Origin of the sequence: Helicobacter pylori (assembly GCF_017594925.1) — a bacterium.
GTDB classification, from domain to species: Bacteria; Campylobacterota; Campylobacteria; order Campylobacterales; family Helicobacteraceae; genus Helicobacter; species Helicobacter pylori_DP.
Genome location: NZ_JAALNT010000011.1, coordinates 1 through 19,369 on the forward strand (window position 1 = coordinate 1; position 19,369 = coordinate 19,369).

At 39.8% G+C, this 19,369-nt stretch carries 20 protein-coding genes and 1 tRNA gene; 11 read left to right on the plus strand and 10 right to left on the minus strand.

Translation table 11 applies throughout. From position 1 onward, the window contains the following. From G6069_RS05015 to thiE, 4 genes are all read left to right on the plus strand, one after another. Positions 1–667 (plus strand): type I restriction endonuclease subunit R, EcoR124 family (locus G6069_RS05015; protein WP_414735855.1); only part of this gene is annotated, 667 nt, incomplete at its 5' end. A 91-nt stretch (positions 668–758) separates the two neighbouring features. Next, positions 759–1,538: a hydroxyethylthiazole kinase gene (gene thiM / locus G6069_RS05020; RefSeq protein ID WP_197293569.1), complete on the plus strand. Its 780-nt coding sequence runs from the start codon at positions 759–761 to the stop codon at positions 1,536–1,538. After that, complete coding sequence (gene thiD, locus G6069_RS05025) at positions 1,535–2,344, plus strand: bifunctional hydroxymethylpyrimidine kinase/phosphomethylpyrimidine kinase (protein ID WP_197293570.1); 810 nt, start codon at positions 1,535–1,537, stop codon at positions 2,342–2,344. The genes thiM and thiD overlap by 4 nt, the downstream gene beginning before the upstream one ends. Then, positions 2,337–2,987 carry a thiamine phosphate synthase gene (thiE, locus tag G6069_RS05030; RefSeq protein ID WP_197293571.1) on the plus strand — a complete coding sequence of 217 codons (651 nt, stop codon included), beginning with the start codon at positions 2,337–2,339 and terminating at the stop codon, positions 2,985–2,987. The genes thiD and thiE overlap by 8 nt, the downstream gene beginning before the upstream one ends. 53 nt (positions 2,988–3,040) lie before the next feature. Here thiE and G6069_RS05035 read toward each other — a convergent pair whose 3' ends face one another. The 9 genes from G6069_RS05035 to der form a co-directional block, all read right to left on the minus strand. Then, a complete protein-coding gene (locus G6069_RS05035; protein ID WP_197293572.1) occupies positions 3,041–3,778 on the minus strand; it encodes a hypothetical protein in 738 nt (245 codons plus the stop codon). Then, positions 3,778–5,055 (minus strand): bifunctional phosphopantothenoylcysteine decarboxylase/phosphopantothenate--cysteine ligase CoaBC, encoded by a 1,278-nt coding sequence (gene coaBC, locus G6069_RS05040; RefSeq protein WP_197293573.1) that lies wholly within the window; start codon positions 5,053–5,055, stop codon positions 3,778–3,780. Before coaBC ends, G6069_RS05035 begins: the two co-directional genes overlap by 1 nt. Beyond that, positions 5,052–6,035 carry a UDP-N-acetylglucosamine 4,6-dehydratase (inverting) gene (pseB, locus tag G6069_RS05045; RefSeq protein WP_014533428.1) on the minus strand — a complete coding sequence of 328 codons (984 nt, stop codon included), beginning with the start codon at positions 6,033–6,035 and terminating at the stop codon, positions 5,052–5,054. The genes coaBC and pseB overlap by 4 nt, the downstream gene beginning before the upstream one ends. A 21-nt stretch (positions 6,036–6,056) precedes the next feature. Next, on the minus strand, positions 6,057–7,820 hold the full coding sequence (locus G6069_RS05050) for an OmpP1/FadL family transporter (protein ID WP_197293574.1): 1,764 nt from the start codon (positions 7,818–7,820) through the stop codon (positions 6,057–6,059). Then, positions 7,817–8,434 carry an HP0838 family lipoprotein gene (locus G6069_RS05055; protein ID WP_001268507.1) on the minus strand — a complete coding sequence of 206 codons (618 nt, stop codon included), beginning with the start codon at positions 8,432–8,434 and terminating at the stop codon, positions 7,817–7,819. Before G6069_RS05055 ends, G6069_RS05050 begins: the two co-directional genes overlap by 4 nt. A 19-nt stretch (positions 8,435–8,453) precedes the next feature. Continuing rightward, entirely contained in the window at positions 8,454–9,059 is a 606-nt protein-coding gene (locus G6069_RS05060) for an LPP20 family lipoprotein (RefSeq protein ID WP_050839938.1), read from the minus strand. 469 nt (positions 9,060–9,528) lie between these two features. Beyond that, positions 9,529–9,605, minus strand: a tRNA-Arg gene (locus tag G6069_RS05065). Between the two features lie 51 nt (positions 9,606–9,656). After that, positions 9,657–9,941: an HU family DNA-binding protein gene (locus G6069_RS05070; protein ID WP_001029077.1), complete on the minus strand. Its 285-nt coding sequence runs from the start codon at positions 9,939–9,941 to the stop codon at positions 9,657–9,659. Positions 9,942–10,080: 139 nt separating this feature from the next. Continuing rightward, on the minus strand, positions 10,081–11,469 hold the full coding sequence (gene der / locus G6069_RS05075) for a ribosome biogenesis GTPase Der (RefSeq protein WP_197293575.1): 1,389 nt from the start codon (positions 11,467–11,469) through the stop codon (positions 10,081–10,083). A gap of 76 nt (positions 11,470–11,545) precedes the next feature. On the opposite strand from der, the gene G6069_RS05080 reads away from it, so the two are divergent. From G6069_RS05080 to G6069_RS05110, 7 genes are all read left to right on the plus strand, one after another. After that, a complete protein-coding gene (locus G6069_RS05080) occupies positions 11,546–12,433 on the plus strand; it encodes a hypothetical protein (protein ID WP_197293576.1) in 888 nt (295 codons plus the stop codon). Between the two features lie 84 nt (positions 12,434–12,517). Then, the gene (locus G6069_RS05085) at positions 12,518–13,306 is read left to right on the plus strand and encodes a spermidine synthase (protein ID WP_197293577.1); all 789 of its coding nucleotides are present in this window, start codon (positions 12,518–12,520) and stop codon (positions 13,304–13,306) included. Position 13,307: 1 nt separating this feature from the next. Next, positions 13,308–13,898 carry a dephospho-CoA kinase gene (gene coaE, locus G6069_RS05090; protein ID WP_197293578.1) on the plus strand — a complete coding sequence of 197 codons (591 nt, stop codon included), beginning with the start codon at positions 13,308–13,310 and terminating at the stop codon, positions 13,896–13,898. 58 nt (positions 13,899–13,956) lie between these two features. Continuing rightward, positions 13,957–15,318: an Asp-tRNA(Asn)/Glu-tRNA(Gln) amidotransferase subunit GatA gene (gene gatA, locus G6069_RS05095; protein ID WP_197293579.1), complete on the plus strand. Its 1,362-nt coding sequence runs from the start codon at positions 13,957–13,959 to the stop codon at positions 15,316–15,318. Between the two features lie 9 nt (positions 15,319–15,327). After that, positions 15,328–16,773: an IMP dehydrogenase gene (gene guaB, locus G6069_RS05100; RefSeq protein ID WP_001221705.1), complete on the plus strand. Its 1,446-nt coding sequence runs from the start codon at positions 15,328–15,330 to the stop codon at positions 16,771–16,773. A 121-nt stretch (positions 16,774–16,894) separates the two neighbouring features. After that, on the plus strand, positions 16,895–17,575 hold the full coding sequence (locus G6069_RS05105) for a F0F1 ATP synthase subunit A (RefSeq protein ID WP_000401209.1): 681 nt from the start codon (positions 16,895–16,897) through the stop codon (positions 17,573–17,575). Positions 17,576–17,895: 320 nt separating this feature from the next. Further along, on the plus strand, positions 17,896–18,144 hold the full coding sequence (locus G6069_RS05110) for an RNA-binding protein (protein WP_000790557.1): 249 nt from the start codon (positions 17,896–17,898) through the stop codon (positions 18,142–18,144). A gap of 221 nt (positions 18,145–18,365) precedes the next feature. Here the strand turns inward: G6069_RS05110 and G6069_RS05115 are convergent, their stop codons facing one another. After that, on the minus strand, positions 18,366–19,187 hold the full coding sequence (locus tag G6069_RS05115; RefSeq protein WP_197293580.1) for a glycosyltransferase family 25 protein: 822 nt from the start codon (positions 19,185–19,187) through the stop codon (positions 18,366–18,368). Positions 19,188–19,369: the final 182 nt, after the last annotated feature.

Here is a 19,369-nt window from a genome sequence, read left to right on the forward strand (position 1 = left end):
AAACAGCTTTGAAAATTTCAACAAAGACGATTACATCAATCCCAGGGATTTTCAAGACTATCAAAGCAAATACCTTGATTTTTACGATGAAATGAGATCAGAAAAAGGGAGGGATAAAGAAGAGATTAACGACGATTTGATTTTTGAAGTTGAACTCATTAAGCAAGTGGAAGTCAATATTGACTATATTTTGAATTTGATTGAAAAATTCGCTAAAGAGCATGGGGTGGAAATTCAAGGCGTTAAAACCCAAATAGAGCCGATCCTTAACTCCAGCATAGAATTAAGGAATAAAAGAGATTTGATCATGGGTTTCATTGACAAATACAACAAAGACCAAGAAGTCCATGCACATTTTCAAGATTATATCCACCAAAAAAGAGAAGAGGAATTCCAAAATATCATAGAAGAAAACCGCTTGAATGAAGAAAAAGCCTATTCGTTCATGCAGCATGCCTTTAAGGGGGGTGAAATCAATTTCAGCGGGACAAAATTCCCTGAAATCATTGAAGAAAAACCCTCCAGATTTGACAAAAATTCGCGCTATCAAGAGGTGAAAGAAAAAGTCGCTGCAAGCCTTTCTCGCTTTTTCCACCGCTTTTGTGATCTCACTAGCGCTGTATTTAAGAAAAATGGGGTTAAAAAAGATGAGGTTAATGAAAAATAGTTCATTGTTGAACGCTTTTGCATTAAATTTCAAAAAAAGCGCCGTTTAATGGATTTTTTGTAAAATAAAAGAAAGTTTAAGGAGGCTTGTGATGTTAAAAGAATTACGCCAAAAACGCCCTTTAGTGCATAATATCACCAATTATGTGGTGGCGCAATTTGTGGCTAATGGTTTATTAGCCTTAGGGGCATCGCCTTTAATGAGCGATGCCATTGCTGAAATGTCCGATTTAGCGAAAATTTCTGACGCGCTCGCTATCAATATTGGCACCCTTAATGATCGCACCATTTTATGCGCTAAAGAGGCGATCAAACATTACAAGGCTTTGGATAAACCCATCGTGTTAGATCCTGTGGGGTGTTCAGCGAGCGCTTTGCGCCATGACACGAGTTTAGAGCTTTTGAAAAGTGGTGGGATTAGCGCGCTTAGGGGCAATGCTGCAGAATTAGGCTCTTTAGTGGGTATTTCTTGCGAAAGTAAGGGGCTAGACTCTCATGATGCCAACACTCCTGTAGAAATAATCAAACGAGCGGCTCAAAAATATTCCGTGATAGCGGTAATGACGGGTAAAATAGATTACGTGAGCGATGGGAAAAAAGTTTTTAGTATTACTGGGGGGAGCGAGTATTTAGCGGTGATTACTGGGGCTGGGTGTTTGCATACCGCAGCGTGCGCGAGCTTTTTAGGTTTGAAAAAAGACCCCCTAGATTCTATGGTGCAACTTTGCGCTTTCTATAAACAAGCCGCTTTTAATGTGCAAAAAAAAGTGTTAGAAAATAACGGCTCTAATGGTTCGTTCTTGTTTTATTTTTTAGACGCTCTAAGCTTGCCCATAAAGTTAGAAAATAGCCTTATTAAGGAAGAGTTGTGAAAATTTATCCGCAAGTTTTAAGCATTGCTGGTAGCGATAGCGGTGGGGGCGCTGGGATACAGGCCGATTTGAAAGCGTTCCAAACTTTGGGCGTGTTTGGGACAAGCGTGATCACTTGCATCACCGCGCAAAACACACAGGGCGTGCATGGGGTTTATCCATTGAGCGTTGAGAGCGTAAAAGCGCAAATCTTAGCCATTAGAGATGATTTTTCTATCAAAGCGTTCAAAATGGGGGCGTTATGCAATAATCAAATCATTGAATGCGTGGCGGACACTTTAGAAACTTGCGATTTTGGGTTGTGCGTTTTAGATCCAGTCATGGTGGCAAAAAATGGGGCTTTGCTTTTAGAAGAAGAGGCGATTTTAAGCTTAAAAAAACGCCTTTTACCTAAAACCAATTTACTAACCCCTAACCTCCCTGAAGTTTATGCGCTCACAGGCGTTCAAGTGCGAGACGATAAAAGCGCTTCAAAAGCGATGGGCGTTTTAAGGGATTTAGGCGTTAAAAACGCTGTGATTAAAGGGGGTCATACAGAGCGTTTTCAAGGGGAATTTAGCAACGATTGGGTGTTTTTAGAAGATATTGAATTTATCCTAAACGCCAAGCGCTTTAACACCAAAAACACGCATGGCACGGGTTGCACTCTATCTAGCTTGATTGTGGGCTTACTCGCTCAAGGGCTGGATTTAAAAAACGCTATCACAAAGGCTAAAGAGCTTTTAACTATTATCATTCAAAACCCCTTAAACATTGGGCATGGGCATGGGCCTTTGAATTTATGGAGTATCAAAAAGCTTGTTTGATGCGAATTGTTTGAAACTCATGTTTGTGGCTGGTTCGCAAGACTTCTACCATATAAAAGGCGATAGGATAAACGCGCTTTTAGAGACTTTAGAATTAGCTTTACAATCTCAAATCACAGCGTTTCAATTCCGCCAAAAAGGCGATTTAGCCTTACAAGATCCTACTCAAATCAAACAATTAGCCCTAGAGTGTCAAAAATTATGCCAAAAATACGGCGCGCCTTTTATTATTAATGATGAGGTGCGACTCGCGCTAGAATTAAAGGCTGATGGCGTGCATGTGGGGCAAGAAGACATGGCCATAGAAGAGGTAATAACTTTATGCCAAAAGCGCCTTTTTATCGGTTTGAGCGTTAACACTTTAGAGCAAGCCCTAAAAGCGCACCATTTAGATGGCGTAGCCTATTTAGGGGTAGGCCCTATTTTCCCCACACCATCTAAAAAAGACAAACAAGTTGTAGGCGTAGAGCTTTTGAAAAAAATACGAGATAGTGGGGTAAAAAAACCCCTTGTAGCGATTGGGGGCATCACGATGCATAACGCTTCAAAATTGCGCGAATATGGGGGTATCGCCGTCATTAGCGCGATCACGCAAGCCAAAGATAAAGCCTTAGCGGTTGGAAAACTTTTAAACAATGCGTGAGGGATTCTAAAATTCCACAAAAAGCGTTTTTTAAAAAATCAAGTTTTAGTTTTCTACCCTATCGTGTCCAATAAGCGCTCTTCAAAGGCAAAAAGCATGGGGGTTTTTTCGCACACAATCTCCACAAAAGAAAAGCCTAAAAGGGTGTTTTGAGCCTCTTTTAAAATCTCTTTGGTCCTTTGGAGGGTGGTTTTTAAAAAAAGCTGTTTCTCTTTTTCTTTCAAGTAAATAACGCCGCCAATTTCGCCCAAGTTAGGATACAGAGCGTAAAAATCAACGCTTTGTTTTTTGGCTTTCATCTGCAAAAAAGCTTTTTTGCGTTCGTTTTCAACCACAAAGCTTAAAACCTGCGATTGCAAGCTTAAAAGCATGTTGGCCGTATTCAAAAACTCTTGCGAATTTTTAGCATGGACTAATTTTTCGCTCAAAAACTCTTTGTATTCTTTTAAGGGGGTGTTGTCTTTGGCGCTCAATATTTCTTTGATTTGTTTCATTTCAATAGCGGGCAAATCGTTTAATGCGTCTAAGATTTTTGGGGCAGGCACTAAATTTTTAAGCACAATATCGCCCAGCTGATTTCTTTGCATAGTCGCAAAATAAGGCTGATTGATTTTCAATTCCTGTTCGCTTTTGGTGGGGATAATTTTATTACCCACTTGCAAAAGAAAAAGATCTTTATCTTGTTTTTCTAAAACCTTTAAAAGAATGGGTAAAGTGGCGTTAAAATGGTGTGCGGCGTTTTTGGAATGAAGGGCGTTAAGCTGGTTTAGGGCGTTTAGGGCTTCTAGCATTAAAGGGCGTTGTCTTTGATAAAATCAAGGATTTTAAAGCTCGCTTCTAATTTGTTCATAGAAGGGATTTTTTGGGTTTTTTTATGGCTAAAAAGCCACAATTCATTTTCTAATGAACCAAAAGGGCGTGAATCTTTAATGAGATTCAAAGCAACCATGGAGCAATCCTTGCCGTTATCTTGAAAAGGTTTTAAAAGATTTTGAGCGTTTTTCATAGCGTTTTGTTGATCGTCTTCAGCTTTAAAACCGATTTTAACGAATTGATTAGGATTGATAGAAGCCAGTAAATCCTTATTTTGAACGCATTCAACGTTTAGGGTTTCGCCCAATTCGCTTTTTTTAAGCTTATGGTTAAAAGAAATTTTAGGCAAATAATCGCTAATGGCGGCTAAATTGAAGAGTAGGGGTTTTAAGGCATGCTTTTGCAGGTTTTTAGCGGCGTTATTTAAGGCGTTTTCATAAGAAGCGGTGTCGCTAACGGAAACGTTTGCGATTCCTTTAGGCAAAGGAGTGGGGAAGCTTGATGCAATCAAAGTTACTTTGGCTCCCTTAAAATATAACGCTAGAGCCAACGCGCTCGCTTGAATCCCGCTAGAAAGATTGCTGATGACTCTAACGCTGTCAATCTTTTCCACGCTCGCACCGCCCATGACTATGACTTCTCTGTTTTCAAAATAAGCGTCTTTTAAGAGCGTTTGAGCGGCTTTAAAAAGGATTTCTAAAGGCTCAGCCATCGCCCCATTACCTCTAGTATCGCATGCTAAAAGGCCGTTTTTAGTGTCTAAAATAATGTGGTTGGTATCTTTCAAGCGTTTTAAATGGCTTTGAACGATAGGGGAATTAAGCATGTTAGTGTTCATGCTGGGGGCTAGTATTTTAGGGGAAGCGCAAGCTAAAAAAGTCGCGCTGATGGTATTATCCGCTAAAGCGTGAGCGATTTTAGACAAGCTGTTAGCGCTTAAAGGGGCAAAGATGAGTAAATCAGCATTAGCAGCGCATGCGATGTGGTTGTGGTGTAATTTGTTTTGGTGGTTGTAATACCATTTTTCATTATAATCATGCAGGACTTTATGATGGCTCAAAGCTTCAAAGCTTAAGGGCGTAACAAATTTTTTCGCACCCTTACTCATCACCACTTGGATACTAGCCCCGCTTTTAAACAACAAGCGCGTTAATTCTAGGGATTTATACGCCGCAATAGAGCCACTCACGAGCAATAAAACACGCTTGTTTTCTAATAACCTTAAGGGGTAAAATAAATCTTCCAAAAAATTCATAATAATTTTAACAAATCATCAGGCTCTAGCCATTGGTTATTATTATGGCTGCTGTATTCAAAATCGGGGGCGACTTTTTGGCCTTTTTCGTGGAGTCTGGTGAGCGTGTAATCTTTAGGCGTTTGGAAGCTTATGGTGGGCTGAATAATAAAAAAGTCTTCAAATTCTAGGGCCAAATGGCTTTCATCTTTAGGGATCATCACTTCATGGAGTTTTTCGCCCGGGCGAATCCCTATGATTTTAGTAGGGGTATTGGGGGCTAGGGCTTTAGCGAGATCGGTCATTTTCATGCTAGGGATTTTAGGCACAAAAATTTCCCCCCCATGCATTCTTTTCAAGCTTTTAAGCACAAAAGAAACCCCCTCATCTAAGGTGATCCAAAATCGTGTCATGCGGATATCGGTAATGGGGATTTCACTCGCTTTGTTTTGGACTAATTTTTTAAAAAACGGCACCACGCTCCCACGACTCCCCACCACATTACCATAACGCACCACGCTAAATTGCGTTTGAGAAGAGCCTTTAAAGTTATTCGCACTCACAAAGAGCTTGTCGCTGCACAATTTCGTCGCGCCGTAGAGGTTAATGGGGTTAGCGGCTTTATCGGTGCTTAAAGCGATGACCTGGCTCACTTCATTTTTTAGGCATGCGTTAATCACATTGCTCGCTCCCATGATATTGGTTTTAATGCATTCTAGGGGGTTGTATTCAGCGATAGGGACATGCTTGAGCGCGGCTGCATGGATACAAATATCCACGCCCTCTAAAGCGTAATTCAAGCGTTCTAAATCCCTGACATCGCCGATAAAAAAACGCATCCTAGGATCGTTAAATTCCATGGCCATTTCGCTTTGTTTTAATTCGTCTCGGCTATAAACGATGATTTTTTTAGCGTTGGTGGTGTCTAAGACCTTACGAACAAAGCGTTTGCCAAAACTCCCAGTGCCTCCGGTGATTAAAATCGTTTGGTTATCTAGCATGTTTTGATGATTTGGCATGTTTTACCAGCGATAGCCCAAAGAGGCGCTAAAGATTCTCAATTGCCCAATACTTGGGGATTGATACAAACTGGAGCGGTTGCTCTTAAAAGTGAAACTTCCCGCTACGCCCAAATCAAAGCCCCTAAAATTGTATTTAGTCCCAAAAGCCACGGTATAGCCATTAGAGTCCGGGATACCTATCGCGTCTTGGGGGCTTGGGGCTTGGTCATAATCAATAGCACCCATTAAACGCAAGCTTTTGCCCATGTAAGTTACCCCTAATCTAAAGGTGTTGGTGTCCCTCCAGCCAGCCCCCATGTTCATCACGCTTTTAAAATTCGCTAGGCCTACCATTTTTTTAAGTGTCTCAGAGTCTAGTGAAGCCACCGTCCCGCTTAAGCCCTTGTAAGTGGCGTTCGCAAAATCAGGGGTGACTAAAAATTTATTCCCTTGACTCCAAAAGGTGCGCTCAAACACCCCTTCAACCCTTAGGCGATCTTTAAAAAATTGGTGGGCGTAGGCTAAGCTTAAAGTTTGGGGGAGTGAAACATTGATATTCAAGCTGCCTTTAGTCAAAACGCTCCCTAAAGAAGGGCCAAGCTCTGTGATAGCTACCAAACCGCCCTTCATGTTAAAGGTAACTGAAGAATTATACACCACAGAAAACATGCCATGATCAAACACACGCAAGCTCGAACCCACTCTATACCCCCCTGATACGCCTTGCCCGTTAGATTTTTGCACGACTTGAGTCGTGCCATAAAGATTAGCGCTCGCTTTGATTAAACCGCTATAACCCATGATTTTTTTCAAGCCGTTGTAAAACTCTTGACAGCTTTGATCGCTCATATCCCCACCGGCTTTTTGGCAATTAAGCGCTGGTTGGTAGCCAATATTGCCTAATAAAGTCATCATATTACTTGGCACTTGATCGGCAAAAACATTGTTGGGTAAGTTTAAAATTTGCTCCGCGCTCAAAACCGAAGCGCCCTCTAAAGGCACATAAACGGTGTTATTAAAGCTCCCGGTCGCATAAAGCCCCCTTAAGCCTACACCCACTGAAAAGCGCTTATTAATAGTATAACTCATGCTAGGGGCAAGCTCTACCATCATGATAAACACATCATGCAAAAATTCCCCCCCCTTACCATTCCATTTCATGCCTAACCCGCTAGGAGCGGTAAAACTCCCCCCAAAAGTGAAGCCGTTATGCGTGCGCGTTTTATAAAAGAATTTGGGTAAAACAAAATTAGTCGTGCCCGTCCAGCCATTCACGATTTGAGAATCAGGATTTGAAGCGAGGGTTACGACTTTTTGATTGGTTAGATTCATTAGCCCTTGAACACGACTGATTGCTTGTGATAAACCATTGGTAGCAGCCGTATTGCCAAGCACTTTAAGGATATTGCCAAGCCCTATAGTGTTGATGATGCCTAAAATATTTTGTTGGTTTTTATCAATTTCTAAACTCGTAACCGAATACAAGCCTTGATTAGTCGTAGGGACTTTAAAGCTAAAGGCTGGGATATTGATCACGGTGGTGGTCATTTCAAATTCGCTTCTGTTTTCACCCCAATCGTTAGTAAAGCCCATATTCGCCGGGTTATAAAAGGAAGCATCAGCCCCCCTAGCCCCAGCGACATACGCCGAGCCTAAAGCCGTGCCATTCAGGCTTTGCTCTTGGATTTTAAAGCCATTGGCATAAGAAAGCAAAGGCAAGCTCAAAGCGATTAAATGGCGTTTTTTGAGCTTTTTAAAACAACAAAGTGGGGAAAAGTTTTTCATTGAAGCTCGCTATCAGCGTTTTCATTATCTTCTAAATCTTGCAAAGAAGGCTCATAGGGTTCAATCCTAATAGCAATTTTTTGAGTCAAATTCTGGAAAGAAATCAGGCCATTTTTTCTTTCATAAAGGATAATTTCCCCGCTTTTTTGAAACCTTTGGATCACGTATTCAGGGGTTAGGTGGCGTTTCCCTAAGCCTTTAAAAATATCCCTCCCTAAAACAATGTCATCAAACAAATCCCCATAGCTCACCTTACCAAACAAATCCCTTGCAGCAATCCATTTAGCCGAACATTTTTGGCTAAAACAAATGTTTCGTTTAGTCATATAAATATCGCCCACTCTTTGGCTGAGCTTGTAAAGGGTTACTTCAATATTATGGTCTTTATCGGTTTTAATCGTGCCGTAATCATAAAAGCGAAAAACCGGTGTGTTAATATAAATAAGCCTGAATTGGCGCAAGGCATTCAAAGTCTCTTCTCTTTTTTTATTGGCTTCTTCTTGTCTGATCTGCTCCCTAGTTTTGGGGGTTTGCTTAGAAAAAGGGTGCTTAGAGCAAGAGACAAAAAAAAGCGTCATGAAAAATAATAAAAAAGCGTTTTTAAAATACCGCATGATTATAGAGTAAGAGGGTTTATCCTCTCGCTCCGCTCAAAATACGATACCAAATCCTGCCGTCTAATTTAAGCTCCATGCTCACTTGACACAAGCCGTCTTTATAGATGGTCTCAGTGATTTCAGCGTTACGAATGAGGGCATTGACTCTCGTTTTAATCACGGAATTTTGTAAAACCATGTCTTTGACGGTGTCTTGAGCGTTCACCCTAATACCATACATTTTTTCACCCAATTGGCGGTAGCCATCAACGATAGCCGCCCGCTTGGCCAAAGCTAGGGCTTGAGAGGGCGAAATGGTGGATTCTGGAGCCACGCCCATGCCCACTGCGTTCAATTCAATGACATTATTAGGCGTGAGAATGGGGGTGTTAGGGATAGCGTTAGTGGGATTAGAGCTAATAATGGGCTGATTGTTATTCTCAAAGCGTGGGCTTGGAAGAGGCTGAACGCTCTTTCTAGGGGTGAAATTGGTTGGGGGATAAATGGGGGCTTGCAAGCCGTTAGCTGAAGGGGGGATTAACTGAGCGTTAGTGTTACGCTTTTTAAAAAGACTGCAACCGCTTATCAAAAGAGTGGCGACAAGTAACGAATTAATACCAAAAAAGGCAGTGTGCAAACGCATGGGCATTTTCCTTAAAATGAGTTCATCAAGTCTATTATATCATTTTTGAAGGGATTTGTCATGCGGATATTCTCACTAATCTTATAAGGCTAGTGGGTTTTAATTTAAGATCTAGGGGGTTATGATCTGTTTTTGGCTTTCTTAAATTTTTAATAGGGATCACTCAATTTTTTAAAAAAGGGGGATTTTAATGGCTTGATTGTATTGTTTTAAGGTTTTATTTGATGATAAAACCCATTTTTTAAGTTTGATTTTTAAACCCATTTCTTAATTAGGATAGGGGGCATTTTGAAAATTCTCCCCCTACAACCCACAACTAAAAACCTCCAAAGAGTGCTTTTTTAAGAGGTTATGGCTTGTTTTTTGAAAGATCTTTTTAATTATAAAAAATGCTTTGAATATTTTTTAAATAAGATTGGAAATAAAATAAAATTTTTTTAAATTCCTATGATAGTAAAAATAGTGCGAATGGTGTCCTTGGCGGGATTCGAACCCACGACCTTACGATTAGGAATCATACGCTCTATCCAGCTGAGCTACAAGGACATAAGAAAGCAAGAAACTTTATTGATAAGCCCCTTGCTGAGTGGATCAGATTTATTTGCCTTCTTCAACTTTTTGTTTAAGGATTTTGCCGGGTTTGAATTTAGGAACTCGTTTGTCTTCAGTTTTATAAGTTTTATCGCTTCCTGGCACTTTACCTTCTTTGCCTTTTTGCTCTGCGGTCTCAAATTTGCCAAAACCAATCAATTCCACGCTTTCACCCTTGCTTAAAGCCGTTTCTACCGCTAGAGTAAAGGCACTGATCGCTTCTTCGGCTTCTCTTTTGCTGTTGTATTTGCCCGCTTCTTTAACCAAATCAATAAATTCCGCTTTGTTCATGTGGATAACCCCTTTTCTTAGATGCTAAAACCAAGCGATCTAAACGCTTAGCCTAGCTGATTGAGCGGTAATTATAATCAAATCCTAAAGATAAATCAAGCAAAAACGCTTTTTTAAGGGGGTTTCATGCATAAAAAACTTAATTCTGTTGAGCACTCTTTTTATCTTTAGCGTTAAGGATTAAAGGCGTGCCTAAAAAATTAAATTCTTTCCTTAAGGTGTTAATCAAATAGCGTTTGTAACTGAAATGCAAGGCTTTAGGGCGATTCATGACAAGAGAGATTTGAGGGGGTTTGGTGGCAAATTGCGTGGCGTAATACACTTTCACTAATTTCCCGCCATCGCTTGGCAAGGGGTGTTTTTGGGTGGCTTGATTGATCACGCTATTGAGCAAGCTCGTGGGAATGCGTTTGGAAAAACACTCATAGACTTCTATGATTTTATGCTTGATTTCATCTATATGGCGCGCTTTTAAGCAGCTGGTTGTGATAACGGGGGCGTATTCTAAAAAACGGAATTTCCTTTTTAAAGTCGCCATGATCTCTTCATAAGGGGCGTAGCGGATGTCCCATTTGTTTAAAATGAGAATGATGCCTAAAGAGTGTTTATCCGCTAAAGAGCTGATCTTTTCGTCCAATTCCACAAAAGGAGCGCTCACGTCTAAAACTAAAAGCGCGATGTGGGATTTTTCTAAGGCTTTTTGCGTGCGTTCTAGGGCGTATTTTTCAATGCCTAAGATTTTACCCCTATGCCTGATGCCAGCGGTATCCACGAAGCAGATTTTTTGATCGCCTATGAGAATAGTTTCATCTATGGGGTCAATGGTCGTGCCAGCCACGCTAGAGACAAGACTCCTTTCTTTTTTTGTGAGCGCGTTTAAGAGCGAGCTTTTGCCCACATTCACCCTCCCAATGATGCCTACTTGAATGATTTCTTCTTCTTTATTTTCTTCTAAAGCGTTATTAGGGGTTTCTAGGCTTTCTAAAATATCCGCATCCAAATCTTGCTCTATGATTTGGTTTAAATTCAGCGCGTTCAATACCGCATCAATTAACGCGCTAATGCCCCTATTGTGCGAAACGGAGATATTAAAACTCTTGGGAATGCCAAAAGAAGAAAACGCATAAGCTCGCTCTTTTTCTTTGTCGTTATCAATCTTATTGATCACTAAAAAGCAGTTAGGGTTGGTTTTAAAAACCTCTCTAAAAAGCTTGATGTCTTCATCGCTAGGGATAGACTTGCCATCCACAACATATAAAATCAAATCGCTCATTTGAGCGGCTTTTAAATTAAGGGCTTTGATTTCTTTAGACAAAAGAGCGTCTTTAGCCATGCCCCCTGTATCTAGCAATTCCACTTCATGGCCATTCAATGCGATTTTTCGTTTGTTAATGTCTCGTGTAGTGCCTGCAAAATCTGAAGTGATAGCGATCCTTTCTCTAGCTAGGCGGTTAAATAACGAGCTTTTCCCCACATTAGGCTGGCCTAAAATCGCAATGGTTTTTAAAGTTTTATGGCTTGTGTTCATCTTTTTTATCGCTTCAATTTAATCAAAATTAGATTACAATATTATAGTTATTTAAAGCTTAAATAAGGGTCTGGCATTGTTTTTAGTCAAAAAAATAAGCGTGGTAATAATGATTTTAATATGCTTTTTAGCTTGCTCGCAAGAGAGGTTTATTAAGTTGCAAAAAAAAGCCCAAGAGCAAGAAAATGACGGCTCTAAACGCCCTAGCTATGTGGATTCGGATTATGAAGTCTTTAGCGAAACGATTTTTTTACAAAACATGGTGTATCAGCCTATAGAGGAAAGAAATGCTTTTTTCCAACTAACTAAAGATGAAAACGATTCTTTTAACCCTGAAACTTCTGTGATTTTGTTGAATGAGCCAAGCGATAACGATGCAAAAAACCCGCCCTTAAACCAAAATGAGTCTAACAACAACGCTGCCAATAACGATGCAAAAAACCCGTTCCTTTACAAACCAAAAAGAAAAACAAAAGATCCAAAACTCATTGAATATTCCCAACAAAATTTCTACCCCCTAAAGGACGGGGATATTGTTATGAGTAAAAAAGGGGATCAATGGCTGATAGAAATCAAATCCAAAGCCTTGAAGCGTTTTTTAAAAGATCAAAACGACAAAGATCGCCAGATCCAAACTTTCACTTTTAATGACACTAAAACGCAAATCGCGCAATTTAAGGGCAAAATTTCTTCGTATGTTTATACCACCAATAACAGCGATTTGAGTTTAAGGCCTTTTTATGAATCCTTTCTCTTAGAAAAAAAGAGCGATGATTTTTATACGATAGGGGCGATAGGGGATAAGGCTTTAGATGCCATTGAAATTCAAAAGTGTCAAATGGTGTTAAAAAAGCATTCAACCGATAAATTAGACAGCCAGCATAAAGCCATCAGTATTGATTTGGATTTTAAAAAAGAACGCTTTAAGAGCGATACGGAACTTTTTTTAGAATGCCAAAGCTAGGCTTACAATATTTTAGATTTTTTGGGTAGCATGTTAGCTTTTCAAAGGCATGGATATTGTTAAAAAATAAGCTAAGGAGTGTTGATGTGGATCACCCAAGAAATCACGCCGTATTTGCGTAAAGAATACACCATAGAAGCGAAATTATTAGATGTTAGAAGCGAGCATAATATCTTAGAGATTTTTAAATCTAAGGATTTTGGTGAAATTGCGATGCTCAATTGCCAATTATTGTTCAAGAATTTTTTGCACATTGAAAGCGAGTTGCTCGCTCATATGGGGGGTTGCACCAAGAAAGAGCTTAAAGAAGTTTTGATTGTGGATGGGTTTGATTTGGAATTAGCCCACCAGCTTTTTAAATACGACACGCGTATAGATTTTGTGCAAGCGGATGAAAAGATTTTAGACAGCTTCATTAGTTTTTTCCCCCATTTCCATGAAGTGAAAAACAATAAGAATTTCACGCACGCTAAACAACTTTTAGATTTAGACATTAAAAAATACGATTTGATCCTTTGCTTGCAAGAGCCGGACATTCATAAAATGGATGGCTTAAAAAGAATGCTTAAAGAAGATGGGGTGTTTATTTCGGTAGCTAAACACCCGCTATTAGAGCATGTGAGCATGCAAAACGCCCTTAAAAACTTGGGCGACTTTTTTCCTATCACTATCCCTTTTGTAGCGCCTTTAAGGATTTTGAGCAATAAGGGTTATATTTACGCTTCTTTTAAAACCCACCCCTTAAAAGATCTAATGACGCCAAAAATAGAAGCGCTAAAAAGCGTGAGATACTATAACGAAGACATTCATAAGGCCGCATTCGCTTTGCCTAAAAATTTACAAGAAGTCTTTAAAGACAATATCAAATCTTAAAATGATCTTAAAAAACGCTATCGCTCTAACAGGGGGGATAGGCACCGGTAAAAGCACCACCCTTAAAATATTGGAATCGCAAGGCTATAAAATTTTAGATGCGGATAAGATCGCCCACCAATTATTGCAAGAGCATCGGCTAGAAATCGCCCAATATTTTGGATCAGATATTTTAGAAAAAGATATTTTAAACAGAAAAAAACTTGGCGCGATCGTGTTTCAAAATGCTAATAAATTAAAGTGGCTAGAGGATTTTTTACACCCCTTAATTCGTGAACGCATGCTTAAAAAAGCCTGTGAATTAGAAAAGGATCATCAAGCGTATTTTTTAGACATCCCTTTGTTTTTTGAAGTAGGGGGTAAAAAACGCTATCCTGTAAGTAAGGTAGTTTTAATCTATGCGCCTAGGGCTTTACAAATTGAGCGCCTTTTAGAGCGAGACAAACTCAAAGAAACTGAAATTTTGCAGCGCTTAGCTTGTCAAATGGATATAGAGCAAAAACGCGCCATGAGCGATTACATTATAGACAACAGCTCCAGTTTGAAAGATTTAAATAAGCAGGTTGAACGCTTTTTAAAAACGCTCTTATAAGCTCGTTTTATACCTAAGCATGTTAAACTACCATTAAATTTTTTGTAAGGCTAAAAACATGATCACTTTAAAACAAGCCCTTTCTTTATCCCAAGATGAATTAGAAACCCTTAAAAACGAAATTGACGCTAAGGTTAGAGCTTCGGATTTGAACGCTTATATTAAAGCCCCTAGCCTTAATGGCGCTAGCGCTAAGGGGGTGCCAATCCTTATTAAAGACAATATTAGCGTTAAGGGGTGGGAAATCACTTGTTCCAGTAAGATTTTAGAAGGCTATGTCGCTCCTTATCATGCGAGCGTGATGGAAAACTTACACCAAAACAGCATGGCAGGGTTTGGGCTTTCTAACATGGACGAGTTTGCGATGGGAAGCACCACGGAGTCTAGTTGTTATGGGATCACTAAAAACCCACGAGACAAAAACAGAGTGCCTGGAGGGAGCAGTGGGGGGAGCGCAGCAGCGGTAGCGGGTGGATTAGCGGTAGCGGCTTTAGGGAGCGATACGGGCGGGTCTATCAGGCAGCCAGCGAGTTATTGTGGGTGCGTGGGGTTAAAGCCCACTTATGGGAGGGTGAGCCGTTATGGCTTGATCGCTTATTGTTCTAGTTTTGATCAAATCGGGCCTATCACGCAAAATGTAGAGGATGCTTCTATTTTATTTGATGCAATTAGTGGGTATGATAGCAAGGACTCCACGAGTGCGAATCTCAAACCCACGCAAACCTTTAAAAACCTTAACAGAGACAAACGCTTTAAAATCGCTATCTTAAGGGATCACATTAAAGACGCGAGCAATGAAGTGCAACTCGCTTATGAAAACACCCTTAAAGCCTTGAAAGAAATGGGGCATGAGATTGTGGAAAAAAAGATGTTGGATTCGCATTATCAAATCTCTATTTATTATATTATCAGCATGGCTGAAGCGAGTTCGAATCTGGCCAGATTTGATGGGGTGCGTTATGGGAGGAGGGCTGAAAACGTTAAAGATTTGAAAGAATTGTATCTCAAAAGCCGCAGTGAAGGTTTTGGCGATGAGGTGAAACGGCGCATCATGTTAGGGAATTTTGTCTTAAGCAGTGGGTATTATGACGCTTATTATTTGAAAGCCCAGCAAATGCGTTTGATGATCAAAGAGCAATACAATAAGATTTTTGAAGAAGTGGATTTGATTTTCACCCCTGTTGCTCCTACGAGTGCTCATTTATTCAACTACCATGCAAGCCCTTTAGAAATGTATTTGAGCGATATTTACACGATTGGGGCGAATTTGAGCGGTTTGCCGGCCCTTTCCTTGCCGGTCGCTAAAGATCCTTTAGGCTTGCCCATAGGGATGCAATTCATTGCTAAGGCTTTTGATGAGCAAAGCCTTTTAGATGTTTCTTACGCTTTAGAGCAAGAATTAGATTTAAAATTAGATTAAGGATAGAAAATGAGAATTTTACAAAGGGCTTTGACTTTTGAAGACGTGTTGATGGTGCCTAGAAAGTCTAGCGTTTTACCTAAAGATGTGAGCTTAAAGTCTCGCTTAACTAAAAACATTCGTTTGAATATCCCCTTTATTAGCGCGGCTATGGATACGGTTACAGAGCATAAAACCGCTATCGCTATGGCGCGCCTTGGGGGTATTGGCATCGTGCATAAAAACATGGATATTCAAACGCAACTCAAAGAAATCACTAAAGTTAAAAAAAGCGAGAGCGGGGTGATTAATGATCCTATTTTTATCCATGCGCACAGGACGCTAGCGGACGCTAAAGTCATAACGGATAATTACAAGATTTCAGGCGTGCCTGTGGTAGATGATAAGGGGTTGTTGATTGGGATTTTAACCAACAGAGATGTGCGCTTTGAAACGGATTTGAGTAAAAAAGTGGGCGATGTGATGACTAAAATGCCTTTAGTTACCGCTCATGTGGGCATTAGTTTGGAAGAGGCTAGGGATTTGATGCACAAGCATAAGATTGAAAAATTGCCCATTGTGGATAAAGATAATGTTTTAAAAGGCTTGATCACGATTAAAGACATTCAAAAACGCATTGAATACCCTGAGGCCAATAAAGATGATTTTGGGAGGTTGAGAGTGGGGGCGGCTATTGGAGTGGGGCAGTTGGATAGGGCTGAAATGTTAGTTAAAGCGGGGGTGGATGCGTTGGTGTTAGACAGCGCGCATGGGCATTCAGCCAATATCTTACACACTTTAGAAGAGATTAAAAAAAGCTTGGTAGTGGATGTGATTGTGGGGAATGTGGTTACTAAAGAGGCCACAAGCGATTTGATTAGCGCGGGAGCGGACGCTGTTAAAGTGGGTATTGGGCCAGGAAGCATTTGCACCACTAGGATTGTGGCTGGAGTGGGAATGCCCCAAGTGAGCGCGATTGATAATTGCGTAGAAGTAGCATCTAAATTTGATATTCCTGTGATTGCAGATGGAGGGATCCGCTATTCAGGCGATGTGGCTAAGGCTCTGGCTTTAGGAGCATCAAGCGTGATGATAGGCTCTTTACTCGCTGGCACAGAAGAATCTCCTGGGGATTTTATGATTTACCAAGGGAGGCAATATAAAAGCTATAGGGGCATGGGTAGCATTGGGGCTATGACTAAAGGGAGCTCTGATAGGTATTTTCAAGAGGGCGTGGCGAGTGAAAAGTTAGTCCCAGAAGGCATTGAGGGGCGTGTGCCTTATCGTGGTAAGGTTTCGGATATGATTTTCCAATTAGTAGGGGGCGTACGCTCTTCTATGGGGTATCAGGGGGCGAAGAATATTTTGGAATTGTATCAAAACGCTGAATTTGTAGAAATCACTAGCGCGGGGTTAAAAGAAAGCCATGTGCATGGCGTGGATATTACCAAAGAAGCCCCTAATTATTATGGGTGAATTTTAAAAGAAAACAAGACAAATCGTTAGAAAACTCGTTAAAAAGCTTGATTTAATGAGTTTTTAAAACTTAATTGCTACAATTAAGGAAATTTTCAATAAGGCTTAGAGAAACTTTTTCATGGAACACAGAGTATTTACTATTGCTAATTTTTTTAGCTCCAATCATGATTTTATCACCGGGTTTTTTGTCGTTTTGACAGCGGTTTTGATGTTTTTCATTTCGCTTGGCGCGTCGCGCAAAATGCAGATGGTGCCTATGGGTTTGCAGAATGTGTATGAGAGCATCATTAGCGCGATTTTGAGCGTGGCTAAGGATATTATAGGCGAAGAATTAGCCCGCAAATACTTCCCACTAGCAGGTACGATCGCTTTGTATGTCTTTTTTTCTAACATGATAGGCATCATTCCTGGTTTTGAATCCCCTACAGCTAGCTGGAGTTTTACGCTGGTTTTAGCGCTGATTGTGTTTTTTTATTACCATTTTGAAGGCATTAGAGTGCAGGGCTTTTTTAAGTATTTCGCTCATTTTGCAGGCCCTGTGAAATGGCTCGCCCCTTTCATGTTCCCTATTGAGATCATCTCGCATTTTTCTAGGATCGTGTCTTTATCGTTTCGTTTGTTTGGGAATATCAAGGGCGATGACATGTTCTTGCTCATCATGCTCTTGTTAGTGCCTTGGGCTGTTCCTGTAGCGCCCTTTATGGTCTTGTTTTTTATGGGGATTTTACAAGCTTTTGTTTTTATGATTCTCACTTATGTGTATTTGGCAGGGGCTGTTTTAACCGATGAAGGGCATTAAGCAAAACATTCTTGTTCGGATTTAATATTGTTTTTTAAAACTTTGTTTTATGATAAAGCTTAAAAGGATAGGGGGGTGGTTTTGAAACCATGTTCCCCCTTATCCTTTGATAACGCTTTTTAAAATTACCGCTTGTGTGTAAGTTCTATTTTATTATCAATACCCAATTTTAATAGCTTTTATAATTTTTTAAGCAATTATTAGATAAAATCCACCATACTTCTGCTTTGGATGTGTTTGGGTTTTAGAAGTGTTACTTTTTTATAACTTTTTCATATTCTTATGGGTATGTTGTCATTTTTTTACCGGAGAATTTTATCTTGAAAAACATTTATGTAGGGAATTTGGTTTATAGTGCTACTAGTGAGCAAGTCAAGGAGCTTTTCAGTCAATTTGGCAAAGTGTTTAATGTCAAGCTGATCTATGACAGAGAAACAAAGAAACCTAAAGGTTTTGGCTTTGTAGAAATGCAAGAAGAGGGCGTTAGCGAAGCGATTGCTAAATTGGATAATACGGATTTTATGGGCAGAACGATTAGGGTAACCGAAGCCAATCCTAAAAAGTCTTAATCTTAAAGCATTAGAAAATTAGAAAATAATTTTCTGATGCACTTCATTTTCTTAATGCGTCTTATTTAGATTGTGCATAGAAGCTAAAAGGGGTTAAAAACCCTTTTAAAATCCATTTAAAGATTGTAATCCATTCTTAAAAGCGATTAAAAACTGGTTTTGTTCTAATCAAACAAGGACAACTAAAATTTTAAAACGCTCTTTAGTATTTTTATTATTGACTATACAAACTGCCAATATTTCAAATATTTAAAATGGAGTTCTCTCATTAAGGCGATTTTAGGGCTATAAGGTTCTTCTTTTCGCACTATCGTAGAGATCTGCTCATCATCAGCGATCACAAAAGGTTGTAACACCAGATTTTTCACGCCATGGATAAAAGTAGCGTCCATTATCGTATCCACAGGAACAACCCATTTTCGGCTGTGTTTCAAAAAAACTTTGGCAATCTTGGGCGTGATCACATAGCCTTGAGTCCCCACCCCATGACTATAAGCTTTAATGATCCCCACACGCTCTTGTATCTCGTGGTTTTTATGGCTCAATGGCTCACTTTTCGCACTGGCATCATACAATAAATGCATCAAGCGGATATAGCCTAACTCTTGGATGTGTTTTTCTAAAAAATCCAAGCCCTCTTTAAAATCCTCTTTCAAGGTTATATCGTCTTCTAAAATACAGATCGCTTCATTGAGCTCTATGCATTTTTGCCACAAGGAATAATGACTCGCATAGCACCCAAGCTCCCCCAAGCTCATAAACTTCGCATGGTATTTTAAAGCGTAATAAAACTTAGAAACCTCACTGATGAGATTGGTTGTAATCCCCATGTCTTTGATGTTTTGCGTGATGAAATAAGGGTGTAAATGCTTTTTCACTAAGGGGTGCAACCCGCCTTCAAAAGTTTTAGAATAAATCGCATCAAAAATTTGTGCTTGGTGGTGGGTGGCATTGATGCTATTGAGTAAAGTCGTGGTGTCTCTAAAAACCAAACCAAATTTATCGCACACTTTTTGATTTAAAGAAATGATAAAAACACGCAAAGCTTAGACTCCCATAATTTTTAATAGAGTATATCGTTTTTAGGCTCTGTTTTACAATAAAACTCTTAAGAGAATAGGGGGTATTAAAATAGTTCTCCCCCCTACAACCCCCAACTAAATCCCCACAACCCCCTAAGGAGCGCTTTTTTGATTAAACAAGTTCTTTTATTATATTGATTGTA

What these genes read in the sequence shown, in the direction of transcription:
- guaB (WP_001221705.1), top strand. Translation starts at nt 15,328, where the DNA reads ATGAGAATTTTACAAAGGGCTTTGACTTTTGAAGACGTGTTGATGGTG.
- der (WP_197293575.1), bottom strand. Translation starts at nt 11,469, where the DNA reads ATGAACACAAGCCATAAAACTTTAAAAACCATTGCGATTTTAGGCCAG.
- G6069_RS05050 (WP_197293574.1), bottom strand. Translation starts at nt 7,820, where the DNA reads ATGAAAAACTTTTCCCCACTTTGTTGTTTTAAAAAGCTCAAAAAACGC.
- G6069_RS05070 (WP_001029077.1), bottom strand. Translation starts at nt 9,941, where the DNA reads ATGAACAAAGCGGAATTTATTGATTTGGTTAAAGAAGCGGGCAAATAC.
- G6069_RS05035 (WP_197293572.1), bottom strand. Translation starts at nt 3,778, where the DNA reads ATGCTAGAAGCCCTAAACGCCCTAAACCAGCTTAACGCCCTTCATTCC.
- thiM (WP_197293569.1), top strand. Translation starts at nt 759, where the DNA reads ATGTTAAAAGAATTACGCCAAAAACGCCCTTTAGTGCATAATATCACC.
- gatA (WP_197293579.1), top strand. Translation starts at nt 13,957, where the DNA reads ATGATCACTTTAAAACAAGCCCTTTCTTTATCCCAAGATGAATTAGAA.
- G6069_RS05085 (WP_197293577.1), top strand. Translation starts at nt 12,518, where the DNA reads ATGTGGATCACCCAAGAAATCACGCCGTATTTGCGTAAAGAATACACC.
- coaE (WP_197293578.1), top strand. Translation starts at nt 13,308, where the DNA reads ATGATCTTAAAAAACGCTATCGCTCTAACAGGGGGGATAGGCACCGGT.
- G6069_RS05105 (WP_000401209.1), top strand. Translation starts at nt 16,895, where the DNA reads ATGGAACACAGAGTATTTACTATTGCTAATTTTTTTAGCTCCAATCAT.
- G6069_RS05060 (WP_050839938.1), bottom strand. Translation starts at nt 9,059, where the DNA reads ATGCGTTTGCACACTGCCTTTTTTGGTATTAATTCGTTACTTGTCGCC.
- G6069_RS05055 (WP_001268507.1), bottom strand. Translation starts at nt 8,434, where the DNA reads ATGCGGTATTTTAAAAACGCTTTTTTATTATTTTTCATGACGCTTTTT.
- pseB (WP_014533428.1), bottom strand. Translation starts at nt 6,035, where the DNA reads ATGCTAGATAACCAAACGATTTTAATCACCGGAGGCACTGGGAGTTTT.
- coaBC (WP_197293573.1), bottom strand. Translation starts at nt 5,055, where the DNA reads ATGAATTTTTTGGAAGATTTATTTTACCCCTTAAGGTTATTAGAAAAC.